12 protein-coding genes are annotated in these 13530 nt (G+C 62.7%); 7 read left to right on the top strand and 5 right to left on the bottom strand.

Translation table 11 applies throughout. From position 1 onward, the window contains the following. The first annotated feature begins 220 nt into the window (after positions 1-220). Both F758_RS0106135 and F758_RS0106130 read left to right on the top strand, forming a co-directional pair. Entirely contained in the window at positions 221-478 is a 258-nt protein-coding gene (locus F758_RS0106135; protein ID WP_024507039.1) for a hypothetical protein, read from the top strand. Positions 479-656: 178 nt separating this feature from the next. Beyond that, positions 657-1580 (top strand): class I SAM-dependent methyltransferase, encoded by a 924-nt coding sequence (locus F758_RS0106130; protein ID WP_024507038.1) that lies wholly within the window; start codon positions 657-659, stop codon positions 1578-1580. A gap of 234 nt (positions 1581-1814) precedes the next feature. On the opposite strand, the gene gyrA is transcribed toward F758_RS0106130, so the two are convergent. The 3 genes from gyrA to F758_RS0106115 form a co-directional block, all read right to left on the bottom strand. Next, positions 1815-4562 (bottom strand): DNA gyrase subunit A, encoded by a 2748-nt coding sequence (gene gyrA, locus F758_RS0106125; protein WP_024507037.1) that lies wholly within the window; start codon positions 4560-4562, stop codon positions 1815-1817. Positions 4563-4733: 171 nt separating this feature from the next. After that, positions 4734-5132 carry a DUF2306 domain-containing protein gene (locus F758_RS0106120; protein ID WP_024507036.1) on the bottom strand — a complete coding sequence of 133 codons (399 nt, stop codon included), beginning with the start codon at positions 5130-5132 and terminating at the stop codon, positions 4734-4736. 18 nt (positions 5133-5150) lie between these two features. Beyond that, entirely contained in the window at positions 5151-5642 is a 492-nt protein-coding gene (locus tag F758_RS0106115) for a single-stranded DNA-binding protein (RefSeq protein ID WP_024507035.1), read from the bottom strand. A 432-nt stretch (positions 5643-6074) separates the two neighbouring features. Here F758_RS0106115 and F758_RS0106110 point away from each other — a divergent pair, with 432 nt between their 5' ends. From F758_RS0106110 to F758_RS0106095, 4 genes are all read left to right on the top strand, one after another. After that, positions 6075-6845, top strand: a complete 771-nt coding sequence (locus F758_RS0106110; RefSeq protein ID WP_024507034.1) for an outer membrane protein — start codon at positions 6075-6077, stop codon at positions 6843-6845. A 256-nt stretch (positions 6846-7101) separates the two neighbouring features. Further along, complete coding sequence (locus F758_RS0106105; protein WP_024507033.1) at positions 7102-7860, top strand: outer membrane protein; 759 nt, start codon at positions 7102-7104, stop codon at positions 7858-7860. 249 nt (positions 7861-8109) lie between these two features. Next, positions 8110-11082, top strand: coding sequence for an excinuclease ABC subunit UvrA (gene uvrA, locus F758_RS0106100; protein ID WP_024507032.1), 2973 nt, complete (start codon positions 8110-8112; stop codon positions 11080-11082). A 46-nt stretch (positions 11083-11128) separates the two neighbouring features. Continuing rightward, positions 11129-11458 (top strand): hypothetical protein, encoded by a 330-nt coding sequence (locus F758_RS0106095; protein WP_157449876.1) that lies wholly within the window; start codon positions 11129-11131, stop codon positions 11456-11458. A gap of 199 nt (positions 11459-11657) precedes the next feature. On the opposite strand, the gene F758_RS43350 is transcribed toward F758_RS0106095, so the two are convergent. Then, positions 11658-11963 carry a DUF6295 family protein gene (locus tag F758_RS43350; RefSeq protein WP_024507030.1) on the bottom strand — a complete coding sequence of 102 codons (306 nt, stop codon included), beginning with the start codon at positions 11961-11963 and terminating at the stop codon, positions 11658-11660. Between the two features lie 11 nt (positions 11964-11974). Next, the gene (locus F758_RS0106085; RefSeq protein ID WP_051386697.1) at positions 11975-12724 is read right to left on the bottom strand and encodes a dienelactone hydrolase family protein; all 750 of its coding nucleotides are present in this window, start codon (positions 12722-12724) and stop codon (positions 11975-11977) included. Between the two features lie 157 nt (positions 12725-12881). On the opposite strand from F758_RS0106085, the gene F758_RS0106080 reads away from it, so the two are divergent. Beyond that, positions 12882-13523 carry an HAD-IA family hydrolase gene (locus tag F758_RS0106080; protein ID WP_024507028.1) on the top strand — a complete coding sequence of 214 codons (642 nt, stop codon included), beginning with the start codon at positions 12882-12884 and terminating at the stop codon, positions 13521-13523. The last annotated feature ends 7 nt before the right edge of the window (positions 13524-13530 follow it).

Raw genomic sequence — 13530 nt, 5'->3', positions numbered from 1 at the left:
ATGGCCGATTTTTTATCGGCCACTGAACCGGCCGGGCCGGCCGCACGGTCCTCTCCCCGTGGGCCGGCACTGTTTCGTCCAGAACCGCCCCACGAAACAAAACAAGCCCGGAATGAAACCATTTTTCGCTTTTGGCGAAGGCATCTCGAAACCGGTCACGGTTAAGAAGCCGCCCAACCAAATGGACGGGCCAGTAAGGCCCGTGGCAGGGGACCGTCAAATGATCAAAGCTCTTTTCGCCGTCGCGGCGGCTGCCTTCATTGCCGCTGCCCTCACCGCTCTGCCCGGCTTTGCCCCGCAGGTTGAAGCGAGCGTCCCGCAGGCGCTGGCCAAGGGCGACCGGCTCGATATCCGCCCGATCGGCCCGGATTGCTCCCAGCAGGCCTGGCCAAATTTCGAAGCCGCCTGCCTGCGCACTGCCGGCAGCAAGCTGGCCGTTCGGCAAGCGCGCCTGGTCTCCGCGGACCGCACGCCGTAAATTGTACCCCTTACGACATGCAACTTTCTGCTTGAGGCCTCGTTTGCTAGCTTGCGCGATGAGGCCGCCCATGGGGGAGCCCATCTCCCAACATAGAACAACACAGAATAGCCGAACTTGCCTGACTGAGGAGCGGCCGGAACGTCGAAGGGATCATCACCTATTCGAGTAACGAGCCATGAGCAAATGGCTGCGCGAGCAACTAAGGGCCGTCATTCCTGCGCCGCTGCTCAATCTGCGCTTCGCTTTTGGTGCCCCACTGGCGTTTCGGCCGGGTCATTTCTACTCGCCGATCTGCGACCCCGCCGATCTGGCGCGTCACTATCACGATCCCGCGCGATCAGCCCCCCAGACGATCCCCGGCATTGACCTGCGCGAACAGGCCCAGCGCGAGCTGTGGGCGAGCTGGCGGCAATATCTGCAGGATTTCCCCTTCCCCGACCACAAGCGCGACTTCCGCTATTATTGCCAGAACCGACACTTCGGTGTTGGCGACGCCATCGTGCTTTACTGCATGCTGCGCCACTTCCGGCCCCGCCGCGTGATCGAAATCGGCTCCGGCTTTTCTTCCGCCTGCATGGTGGATACCATCGAGCGCAACCTGGATCGGCAGACGCGCTGCACCTTCATAGAACCGCACCCGGAATTGCTCCACAGCCTGCTCAATGCCCACACCCCCGCCGGGCACACCATCATCATCCCCAAGGCCGTGCAGGACATGGAGCTGGCAACCTTCGACCAGCTTCAGGCCAACGACATCTTGTTTATCGATTCAACACATATCCTGAAGACTGGATCGGACGTCGCGTTCGAGCTGTTCGATGTGCTGCCGCGCCTGCGCCCAGGCGTGATCATTCATATTCACGACATCTTCTATCCGTTCGAGTATCCGCGCGAATGGGTGATCGATCGCAACTATTCGTGGAATGAAATCTACGCCGTTCGTGCGTTGTTGATGAACAATCCGATGTTCGAAATTCTGTTCTTCAACGATCATTTCGCGAAGTGTGCGAGAGATCTGATCGAACGTGATGCGCCGCGCATGTTGGCAGATACCGGCGGCTCGTTGTGGCTGCGAAGCCTGGTGTTACCGCGTCCGTAAATCCTCATGGTGAGGAGGCGCGAATGCGCCGGCTCCGGACGATGCTGCGTATCGCCGGGAGGACCATGAGGCCCCGATTGCCGGCCTCATCCTTCGAGACGCTTGGCTCTCAGGATGAGGGGATAGAGCCGTCAGCCAACACCGCTCGAAATTGCGCGCATATCTGAGCGGCTGGGTCCTGCGAAAGGCTGACGGCACAAAGGGCGCAATTTGCCGGGAAGAAGGGGCGAGCCCCTACCCCCCGTTGTTTCCATTTCCGTTGCCGCCGTTACCATTCCCGTTCTCGGCATCCTCGGGGATATGCTCCACCGAGACCACGTGCTCGTCCTCGGCGGTGTCGAACACGATCACGCCCTGCGTCGAACGGCCGGCAATGCGAATGTCCTCGACCGGGCAGCGGATGAGCTGGCCCTTGTCGCTGACCAGCATGATCTGGTCGGAATCCTCGACCGGGAACGAGGCGATGAGCTTGCCGTTGCGCTCGTTGACCGACATCGCGACGATGCCTTTGCCGCCGCGGCCGGTCGTCCGGTACTCGTACGACGAGGACCGTTTGCCGTAGCCGTTCTCGCTGATGGTCAGCACGAACTGCTCGGCCGCTGACATCTCGACGTAGCGCTGCTCGCCAAGCTCCATGGTGCCGCTGGCGTCCTCGGCATCGCCGCCCGCCTCTTCCTCGGCGCCGCCGCGGCGTACCGCATTGGCGCGGCGCAGGTAGGCCGCGCGCTCCTCGGAGTCGGCGTCCACGTGGCGGAGGATGGAAAGCGAGATCACCTTGTCGTTTTCGGCCAGCGCGATGCCGCGCACGCCCATCGAGGTGCGGCCGGTAAAGACACGCACGTCGGTGACCGGGAAGCGGATGCACTGCCCGCCGGCGGCGGTCAAAAGCACGTCATCGGCTTCCGTGCAGATCTGCACGTCGACGATCGCCTCGCCCTCGTCGAGCTTCATGGCGATGATGCCGGAACGGCGCACATCGACGAAGTCGGACAGCTTGTTGCGCCGGACATTACCGCCTGTCGTGGCGAACATCACGTCGAACTGCGCCCAGGAGGATTCATCCTCCGGAAGCGGCATGATCGTGGTGATGCGCTCGCCCTGCTCCAGGGGCAGGATGTTGATCAGCGCCTTGCCGCGCGCGTTGGGCGCTGCGACCGGCAGCCGCCAGACCTTTTCCTTGTAGACCTGGCCGCGTGAGGAGAAGAACAGCACCGGCGTGTGGGTCGAGGCCACGAACAGGCGGCTGACAAAATCCTCTTCGCGGGTCTGCATGCCGGCCCGGCCTTTGCCGCCGCGGCGTTGCGCACGATAGGCCGACAGCGGCACGCGCTTGGCGTAGCCCGCATGCGAAACCGTGACCACCATATCCTCGCGCTGGATCAGGTCTTCGTCTTCGACCTCGCCTTCCTGCTCGATGATGGTGGTCTTCCGCGGCGTGGCGAACTCTTCCTTGATCGCGGCGAGTTCCGTCTTGATGATCGCCTGCACGCGCGCACGCGAGCGCAGAATGTCGAGATAGTCGTTGATCTCGGCCTTCAGCTTGTCCAACTCGTCCGAGATTTCTTCCCGGCCGAGCGCGGTCAGGCGTTGCAGACGCAAATCGAGGATCGCCCTGGCCTGCTCCAGCGAGAGCCGGATCGTACCGTCGGGCGAGAGCCGGTGGCGCGGATCGTCGATCAGCGTGATCATGGCCTCGACGTCCCGTGCCGGCCAGTCGCGCGACATCAACGTCTCGCGCGCGGCTTCGGGATTGGGCGAGGTGCGGATGACGCGGATGACCTCGTCGATATTGGCAACCGCAACGGCAAGGCCGACCAGGATGTGGGCGCGGTCCCGCGCCTTCCCAAGCAGATATTTTGTCCGCCGCGTCACCACCTGTTCGCGGAAGGCGATGAAGACCGTCAGGAGGTCCTTCAGGTTCATCGTCTGCGGCCTGCCGCTGTCGAGCGCCACCATGTTGGCAGGGAAGCTCGTTTGCAGCGGCGTGAACTTGTAGAGCTGATTCAGCACCACATCCGGCATGGCGTCCCGCTTGAGCTCGACTACGATGCGATAGCCCTCGCGGTCGGACTCGTCGCGCAGATCGCCGATACCGTCGATTTTCTTCTCGCGCACAAGCTCAGCGATGCGCTCGACCAGGCTCGCCTTGTTGATCTGGTAGGGAATCTCGCTGACGATGATCGCCTCGCGATCCTTGCGGATGGTATCGATCGTCACCTTGCCCCGCATCACGATCGAGCCGCGACCGAGATGATAGGCGGAGCGGATGCCCTGGCGGCCCAGAATGATGCCGCCGGTCGGAAAATCCGGCCCGGGAATGATGTTGATGAGTTCGTCGATGGAAAGCGCGGGATTGTCGATCAGTGCCACGCAGGCGTCGATGACCTCGCCGAGATTGTGCGGCGGGATGTTGGTCGCCATGCCCACGGCAATGCCACCGGCGCCGTTGACCAGAAGGTTCGGAAATTTGGCCGGCAGGACCACCGGCTCCTTTGCGGAGCCGTCGTAATTATCCTGGAAGTCGACGGTGTCCTTGTCGGTGTCGTCGAGCAGCGGCAGCGCGATCTTCGCGAGCCGAGATTCCGTGTAGCGCATTGCCGCCGGAGGGTCGCCGTCCACTGAGCCGAAATTGCCCTGACCGTCGATGAGCGGCGCGCGCATCGCAAAGTCCTGCGCCATGCGCACCAGCGCGTCATAGATCGCCTGGTCGCCGTGCGGGTGATACGTGCCCATGACATCGCCCACGATGCCGGCGGACTTCTTGTGCTTCTTGTCGGGCGTGTAGCCCTGCTGATACATTGAGTAGAGGATGCGGCGATGCACCGGCTTCAGCCCGTCGCGCGCATCGGGCAGCGCGCGCGCCACGATCACGCTCATGGCGTAATCGAGGTAGGAGCGTTTCATCTCATCGAGGATGGAAACGGGACGAATGTCGGAAGGTCCCGACGGCTCGCCGGGCTTGTTATCTTCAGGTTCAGACAAGGGGAAATCCGGTCAGTCTTTAGCTAAGAATCATATAGCGCATGGGGGCGGTTTTCACCACCCCCAACCGACCCGAGAGGATCGTTTTTCTCTTCGTTTTTCCAGTAACTTACGGGGCGATCAAGCCCCCTCATCGGCGACCCGCAGCCGGGCTTTTCCCAGCGCCTCGTTTCAGGGGCCGAAGACCACCTGATGCATGATCCGCCCCGGCAGAAGCGTGAACAGGCCGGCGACGACCAGCGCCCCCGAAAACAGCATGATCATCGACCTGCGATGTGCCCCGACCTCATGACGGCGGGCCTTCCAGACCGCGAACGGAAGCACGCCGAGCGTAAAGATCGAGAGCAAGTGGATCGGGCTGAAGGGCCCGAGCAAGCGAAGCTGGTGAATCCAGAACGAGCTGATCGCAACGATCGCCATCAGCGCGACCCAGGTCCATCCTAAGGTCCGATGCGGCAACGTGCCCTTGGGCGCCGCAAGCTGCACCGCGCCGAGCACGAAGGCCGCCATCGCCGCCGACGCGTGAAGCGGGATCGCAGGCGCAGCCTCGAGCAGTGGCGCAAGACTCAATCAAGCCTCATGCGGCGCTCAGAACGGGATGTCGTCATCCATGTCGCTGTTGCGGGCGCCGGCCGGCACGGCGCGACGCGGCGCCGGACCAGAGGACGACGGTCCGATCGCACCGAAATCGCCACCCGTATCGTCAGCGCCAAAACTTCCGCCGCCGCCCCGACCATCAAGCATGGTCAGGTTGGAGTTGAAGCCCTGCAGCACCACTTCGGTGGTGTATTTCTCGGCGCCGCTCTGGTCGGTCCATTTGCGCGTCTGCAGTTGCCCCTCGACGTAAACCTTGGCGCCTTTCTTCAGATATTGCTCGGCAACCTTGGCGAGGCCTTCGTTGAAGATCACCACCCGGTGCCACTCGGTTTTTTCCTTGCGCTCGCCGGTCGCCCGGTCGCGCCAGGTCTCCGAGGTCGCCACGCTCAAATTGGCGATCGGCCGGCCGTCCTGGGTCCGCCGAATCTCCGGATCCTTGCCAAGATTTCCGACCAGGATCACCTTGTTCACGCTTCCCGCCATCGCCACTCTCCACGCTGAAAATCGGAAGGCTCGGCTGGCACCGGCCTGCCCTAAACCGCCGACCCTATACGCTCGCGGCGCGCTTTAGCCCGGCCATTCCTGAATTTATCCCCACATATAGCACCGCCAAAGGCGATGTTCCAGTTTTGTTCCGAGAACAGCGCCCTAAATGGTGACTGCCGCGCGCCTTCCGGAGGTGCCTTGCCCAGCCGGCCAGCCGTCATCACCGGCGTCCCGTGCACCACCGAAAAACCATGGACATCCATTAACTTAGCCACCGCCACTTCTGCGGCGAGTGTTGCATTTGAGAGACGGCATTTTCGGCTGAACAGAGGTATATACCGGCCAAGATTGGATCGCATGGGCGGTCGCGACTGATATTTGAGGGCGCTTCTGGGGACCAACGGAGCGTAAGGGCCGGGGTACGGTACGATGAGAAGGGTTTTGTTGGGGGCGGTCGGGCTGATCGCATTGAGCGCTGCGGCTCCGGCGAGCGCAGCCGATCTCGCTGCACGGCCTTACACCAAGGCTCCCCCGATGGTGGCCGCGATCTATGACTGGAGCGGCTTCTACATCGGCATCAACGGTGGTGGTGGCTGGAGCCACAATTGCTGGACCAACACCGCGACCCCCGCAGGCGCGACTGTTCCGACCGTTTCGGAAGGCTGCCACGACGCCAGCGGCGGCATGGTCGGTGGCCAGATCGGCTATCGCTGGCAGGCGGCCAACTGGGTATTCGGCGTCGAGGGCCAAGGTGACTGGGCCGATTTCAAGGGATCGAACGTCAGCGTTGCCTCGCCGATCTTCGGGTTTGCCGCCACGAACCAGACCAAGATCGATGCGGTCGGTTTGATCACCGGCCAGGTCGGCTATGCCTGGAACAATGTGCTCTGGTACGTGAAGGGCGGCGCCGCCGTGACCCACAATAAATACCAGGGCATCCTGACCGCGACCGGCACGGTGTTCGACCGGGCGGACGAGGCCCGCTGGGGCGGTGCGATCGGAACCGGCGTTGAAGTCGGCTTCGCACCGAACTGGTCGGTGGGCGTCGAATACGACCATCTGTTCATGGGCCGCCAGACCTTTACGCTCACCACTCCTGCCGGCGCGTTCTCGCGCACCGATAGCATCAAGCAGGACGTCGACATGGCAACCGTCCGGGTGAACTACCGCTGGGGCGGTCCCCTCGTCGGGAAGTACTGATCCTCGCGGACAGCTCGACTAAGTTGTTCTGAAAAGGCCGGCTTTATGCCGGCCTTTTTGTTGCCTGTCCGCAACATCCCGATCGAGCCAGCCCGGATTCTCATCAACCAGCGCTTAACCACTGTGCATTTGTGAAACATGTGTGTTTTTTTGGTGACGGCATTTTGCAATGCGCTTCGCTATAGCTTGCCGCGGTTCAATTGATTCCGCTGCTGGTTGCGGCCGGTGGCCTTAAGAAAATGGATTGGAGAAGAAAATGAAAAAGGCTTTGCTGGTCGGCGTGAGTTTGGCGGCCATGGGGGTTGCCCCGGCTGTTGCAGCGGATTTGGCTGCGCGTCCCTACACCAAGGCGCCCGTCCTTGCGCCCGTCTACAACTGGGGCGGCTTCTACATCGGCATCAACGGCGGTGGCGCTTCGAGCCACAATTGCTGGGATCTGACCAACGTCGCGGGCACCGCGATTGCGACGACGCGCGAGGGCTGCCATGACGCCACCGGCGGCCTCGTCGGCGGCCAGATCGGTTATCGCTGGCAAGCCGCGAGCTGGGTGTTCGGCCTGGAAGCCCAGGGTGACTGGGCGGATCTCAAAGGGTCGAATGTGAGCCTGGCGCCAGCGCTGGCCGGTCTCGGCGTGAACAACACCAAAATCGACGCGATCGGCATGTTCACCGGCCAGATCGGCTACGCCTGGAACAACGTGCTGTGGTACGCAAAAGGCGGCGCAGCCGTGACCAACAACAAATACACCGGCACCTTCACCGGAACGGGCGTGGTGTTCGACTCCGCCAGCGAAACCCGTTGGGGTGGTGCCGTGGGAACCGGTGTCGAAATCGGCTTTGCGCCTGGCTGGTCGGTTGCGGTCGAATATGATCACTTGTTCATGGGCAGCAGCAACATCGCATTTCCGGCAACTGCGTTTGCAAACAGCCGCATCGACAGCATCAAGCAGGATGTCGACATGGGCACCGTTCGCGTGAACTACACCTTCGGCGGCCCGGTGGTTGCTCGCTATTGATACGCCCAAGCCTCGCGTACTTGAAAAGGCCGGCCTCGCGCCGGCCTTTTTGTTTGCGCGCGTTCCTGCTGCCGACTGCCGCCATTGCTCTTTACGGAAAGGTGGAAACCGGTGATGGTCTGCACACGGCACTGGAAATCCCTTGTCGTTCTTCCTATGTTCCGAGCTTCACCCATCGGCGTCAGATCTCGGCTCACGCAGCGAGGCGCGCCTTGAACCTGCGCGGCTCACGCGCCTGGAATTGCCACCATGGATGAAATCCTCAAAGCGCGACGCCAACAGAATGCGAGCTCCCTGCGCGCGATCACCATCCGCGGCGCGCGCGAGCACAATCTGAAAAACATCGACGTCGAGATCCCGCGCGACAAGCTCGTCGTGTTCACTGGCCTTTCCGGCTCCGGCAAATCCTCCCTCGCCTTCGATACCATCTATGCCGAGGGCCAGCGCCGCTACGTGGAATCGCTGTCGGCCTATGCGCGGCAATTCCTGGAGATGATGCAAAAGCCCGATGTCGACCAGATCGACGGCCTGTCGCCTGCGATCTCGATCGAACAGAAGACCACCTCGAAGAATCCGCGCTCTACCGTCGGCACGGTCACGGAGATCTACGACTACATGCGCCTGCTCTGGGCGCGCGTCGGCGTGCCCTATTCGCCGGCCACCGGCCTGCCGATCGAAAGCCAGACCGTGTCGCAGATGGTCGACCGCGTGCTGGCGCTGCCGGAAGGCACGCGGCTGTATCTGCTCGCGCCGGTCGTGCGCGGCCGCAAAGGCGAGTACAAGAAGGAGCTCGCCGAATACCTCAAAAAGGGTTTTCAGCGCGTCAAGATCGACGGCACTTTTTATGAGCTCGCCGAAGCGCCGAACTTGGACAAGAAATTCCCGCATGACATCGACGTCGTGGTCGATCGCATTGTGGTGCGCCCCGACATCGGCCAGCGCCTTGCTGAGAGCTTTGAGACCGCGCTCAAGCTCGCCGAGGGCCTCGCCGTGATCGAATATGCCGACGCACCGACGGCGGCACCGGCCGAAGAGAAGAAAAAGACCGCAAAAATACACGACAAGAGCGGGCCCGAGCGCATCCTGTTCTCGGAAAAATTCGCCTGCCCCGTTTCCGGCTTTACCATTCCGGAGATCGAGCCGCGGCTGTTCTCCTTCAACAACCCCTATGGCGCCTGCCCGGCTTGCGGCGGCCTCGGCGTCGAGCAGCACGTCGATGAAGACCTCGTGATTCCCGACAAGGAGCTCACGCTGCGCAAAGGCGCGATCGCGCCCTGGGCCAAATCGTCTTCGCCCTATTACATCCAGACGCTGACCGCACTCGGCAAGCACTACAAGTTCACGCTCGACACCAAGTGGAAGGAGCTGCCGAAGAAGGTGCAGAACGCGCTGCTGCACGGCTCCGGCGACGACGAAATCAAGTTCTCCTACGAAGACGGCGTGCGCTCCTACGACACCAAGAAGCCGTTCGAGGGCGTGATCACCAACATCAACCGCCGCTATCGCGAGACGGAAAGCGAGTGGGCGCGGGAAGAACTGGCAAAGTATTTTGCCGATGTGCCGTGCGAAGCCTGCAACGGCTACCGGCTCAAGCCGGAGGCGCTCTGCGTCAAGGTCGGCGGCAAGCATATCGGCGAGATCTCCGAGCTCTCGGTCAAGCGCGCCGCCGAATGGTTCGAGGGTGTGCCGGCCGCGCTCAACGCGCAGCAAAACGAGATCGCCACGCGCGTCCTAAAGGAGATCCGCGAGCGCCTGACCTTCCTGATCGACGTCGGCCTCAATTACCTCACGCTCTCGCGCTCCTCCGGCACGCTATCCGGCGGCGAAAGCCAGCGCATCCGCCTCGCCTCGCAGATCGGCTCGGGGCTGACCGGCGTGCTCTACGTGCTGGACGAGCCCTCGATCGGCCTGCACCAGCGCGACAACGCCCGCCTGCTCGATACCTTGAAGCGCCTGCGCGACCTCGGCAACACCGTGATCGTGGTCGAGCATGACGAGGACGCGATCCGCCTCGCGGACCACGTGCTCGACATCGGCCCGGGCGCCGGCATGCATGGCGGCAACATCGTCGCGCAAGGCACGCCGGCCGAGATCATGCGCAATCCGAAGTCGCTGACCGGCAAATATCTCACCGGGGAACAGTTCGTCGCCGTGCCGGAGCGCCGGCCGCCCAACCATCGCCGCACCATCAAGGTGGTGAACGCGCGCGGCAACAATTTGAAGAACGTCACCGCGGAGATTCCGCTGGGGCTGTTCACCTGCATCACCGGTGTCTCCGGCGGCGGCAAGTCGACGCTTTTGATCGACACGCTGTACAAGGCGATCGCGCGCAAACTCAACAATGCGAGCGAGGGCGCCGCGCCGCACGACCGCATCGAGGGGCTGGAGCATATCGACAAGATCATCGACATCGACCAGTCGCCGATCGGCCGTACCCCGCGCTCCAACCCCGCGACCTATACCGGCGCCTTCACGCCGATCCGCGAATGGTTCGCGGGCCTGCCCGAGGCGAAGGCGCGCGGCTACGAGCCGGGCCGCTTCTCCTTCAACGTCAAGGGCGGCCGCTGCGAGGCCTGCCAGGGCGACGGCGTCATCAAGATCGAGATGCACTTTTTGCCCGACGTCTACGTCACCTGCGACGTCTGCAAAGGAAAACGCTACAATCGCGAGACGCTGGAAGTGCTGTTCAAGGGCAAGTCGATCGCCGACGTGCTCGACATGACCGTGGAAGAGGCCGCCGAGTTCTTCAAGGCGGTGCCGCGCGTCCGCGACACCTTCCAGACCCTGCACCGCGTTGGGCTGGACTACATCCATGTCGGCCAGCAGGCCACCACGCTATCCGGCGGCGAAGCGCAGCGCGTCAAGCTCGCCAAGGAGCTGTCCAAGCGCGCGACGGGCCGCACGCTCTACATCCTGGACGAGCCGACCACGGGCCTGCACTTCCACGACGTCAAGAAGCTCCTGGAAGTGCTGCACGAGCTGGTCGCCCAAGGCAACACGGTCGTCGTGATCGAGCACAATCTCGAGGTCATCAAGACCGCCGACTGGGTGATCGATCTCGGCCCCGAAGGCGGCGACGGCGGCGGCGAAATCGTCGCCTGGGGCCCGCCGGAGGACATCGTCAAGGCACCGAGGAGCTACACGGGGCAATTCCTGGCGCCGGTGCTGGCGAAGGCGAACAAACCGCGGAAGGCGGGTGGGGCGAGCGAGGCGGCGGAGTAGCGTTCGAGTCCCCGAGGTACAGAAATGAAAAGAATGGGAGGCCCGCGTGGTTGCATTCGGTGCGCCAATGATGATGGCGACTTTTCTTTTCTATCTTGGCGTCGCAGCAACAATACCCTTCATCTCGGGCCTTTTAGGGTTCTCAAGGCGCGCGCCATTCCTAATGACGGCCGTCTTGACCGGCGGATTCATCTGTCTTGGCGCAGTCGCGTTTTCCGACGACCTCAAATACCAAGATGTGTATTCGCTACTCTTGCTACGGATAGAAGCCACTGCTCTCTTCGGGATCGAATTGCTCATCGCCTTCGTTCTGGCCCACTGGCTGGGCGCTCAATCTCGGGCGGGAATTCTTCGGGTGAGGAATCGATCCCCCTGAACAGCAAGCGTAGCCCGGACGAGCGAAGCGACATGAGGTTGGCTGATCGAAGCCAACTTCCACTCCCGCATTTCGCTGCGCGCATGCGGGCTACGGAGCTTCGAATGAGCCCATAGGGTGGGTAGAGCGTAGCGAAACCCGTCGCGTCGCCGACCAAAAGGCGGTGGGTTCGTTGCGCTCAACCCAGCCTACAATTTCGTCACGCCGCCCGCACGATCCCCCTCACTGCCCCCTTCCCCCGCACCTCCGCCTCCTCGAATTCGGCGGCCGCGATCGCCCGGTCCAGCGCGGCGCGCAGCTCCTTCGCGCTCTCCAGCGTCAGCTCGATGCCGGCGCGCGCGCCGGGCTCCAGGCTCGTGTTGATGAAGTCCAGCGTGATCACGTCGCCGGCTACCGCGTGGCGGGCGTGGTCGTAGGCGACCACGCTGTGCGTGAGGGGGAACCATTCGTCGCCGCGCTTGGCCATGCCCTCCGCACGCGCGATCTCGATGATGGATGTGCACATCTTTTCGTCTCCTACTTAGCCAGATGCTTGCCGAAGAAGGTGAACACCTTGCTCCAGGCATCCATGCATTGCTCGGGCCGGTAGAGCGGCCGGTGCCAATAGAAGAAGCCGTGACCGGCGCCGTCGTAGCGATAGAACTCGTAACTCTTGCCGTGCTTCTTCAGCTCGGCCTCGTGCTGGTTCACCTGCTCCGGGCTCGGTGCGCGGTCGTCGTTGCCGAAAATGCCGATCAGCGGACAGCAGAGGTCCTTGGTCATGTCGATCGGCGCGACCGGCGTCTTGTCGTTGAGCTCGTCCTTGCCCATCACCACGCGGCCGCCCCACAGCTCGGCGCAGGCGTCGACGTCCTTCCGTTGGCACGCATAGATGAAGGCGTGGCGGCCGCCGGAGCAGGACCCGAACAGGCCGACCTTGCCGTTGTGGTTTGCTTGCGCGCGCATCCACTTCACGGCCGCCTCGGTGTCACCGAGCATCTGGGCGTCGGCAATGCCGCCCTCGGCACGGACCTTGGCGGCGACGTCGTCTGGATTGCCCTCGCCCGCGCGTTCATAGAGGTTGGCGCAGATCGCGAGATAGCCGTGATGCGCGAAACGCCGTGTCGTCTCGATGTAAAACTCGCTCCAGCCTGGCATGTGGTGGACCAACACCACGCCCGGAAACGGCCCGGCGCCGGAGGGTTTTGCGATATAGGCGGTAATCGGCGTCCCCTTGTCGCCTTTGATCGTGACGTTCTCGCAGGTCATGCCTCGGTAAAATGACATCGTCTTGCTCCAGCCGCGTTAGCCGTTGATCGGCATTGCAGGTCACGTGCCCGCATCGGTCATACGGAAAGTGTGAAAGACGGAATAGTTTACTCCACCTTTCTTATAAAAGGCACATTGTACGTTTGCCATGCATGCTTTGCCCCGTTCGCATTTCATGACCTATTCCCTTGTCATCTTCGATCTCGACGGCACCCTCGCGGACAGTTTTCCGTGGTTTCGGCACCATGTGAACGGCGTGGCCGACCGCTACGGCTTCCGTCGGGTTGCGGATGAGGATGTGGAGTCGCTCCGTCATGCCGGCTCGCGCGAAATCCTCGATCACCTCGAGGTCCCGCTCTGGAAGCTGCCTCTGATCGCCCGCCATATGCGCCGGCTGAAGGGGCTGCACATCAGCGACATACCGCTCTTCGACGGCGCCGAAATGATGTTGCGCAAGCTCGCAGATGGTGGCTTTCGCCTCGCGTTGGTCAGTTCGGACAGCGAAGGCAATGCGCGCAAGCAGCTCCGCGAAGCGGCCGCGCTGTTTTCCTATTTCGATTGCGGTGCCTCGATCTTCGGCAAAGCCGCCAAATTCCGGCGGGTGGTGAAGCGTGCCGGAATCAAGCCTGCACAGGCCATCGCGATCGGCGATGAAACTCGCGACATCGAGGCTGCGCGCGCCGCCGGCATCGCCTGCGGCGCCGTGCAATGGGGATTCGCGGCCCCACAGGCGTTAAAGGCACTGGCGCCCGATCTGATGTTCGAGCGCATGGAAGATATTGTGCGTGCGTTGGGCACCGCGACCGGCGCGCGATAGCGCTGCA

This window comes from Bradyrhizobium sp. ARR65, from assembly GCF_000472385.1.
In the GTDB taxonomy this organism is placed as follows: Bacteria; Pseudomonadota; Alphaproteobacteria; order Rhizobiales; family Xanthobacteraceae; genus Bradyrhizobium.
This window is presented reverse-complemented; position numbering and strand designations above follow the sequence as displayed.

Bases quoted from the DNA above. Each gene is read 5' to 3' on its own strand.
- F758_RS0106135 (WP_024507039.1), top strand. From the start codon at position 221: ATGATCAAAGCTCTTTTCGCCGTCGCGGCGGCTGCCTTCATTGCCGCT.
- F758_RS0106130 (WP_024507038.1), top strand. From the start codon at position 657: ATGAGCAAATGGCTGCGCGAGCAACTAAGGGCCGTCATTCCTGCGCCG.
- F758_RS0106115 (WP_024507035.1), bottom strand. From the start codon at position 5,642: ATGGCGGGAAGCGTGAACAAGGTGATCCTGGTCGGAAATCTTGGCAAG.
- F758_RS0106110 (WP_024507034.1), top strand. From the start codon at position 6,075: ATGAGAAGGGTTTTGTTGGGGGCGGTCGGGCTGATCGCATTGAGCGCT.
- F758_RS0106105 (WP_024507033.1), top strand. From the start codon at position 7,102: ATGAAAAAGGCTTTGCTGGTCGGCGTGAGTTTGGCGGCCATGGGGGTT.
- uvrA (WP_024507032.1), top strand. From the start codon at position 8,110: ATGGATGAAATCCTCAAAGCGCGACGCCAACAGAATGCGAGCTCCCTG.
- F758_RS43350 (WP_024507030.1), bottom strand. From the start codon at position 11,963: ATGTGCACATCCATCATCGAGATCGCGCGTGCGGAGGGCATGGCCAAG.
- F758_RS0106085 (WP_051386697.1), bottom strand. From the start codon at position 12,724: ATGTCATTTTACCGAGGCATGACCTGCGAGAACGTCACGATCAAAGGC.
- F758_RS0106080 (WP_024507028.1), top strand. From the start codon at position 12,882: ATGACCTATTCCCTTGTCATCTTCGATCTCGACGGCACCCTCGCGGAC.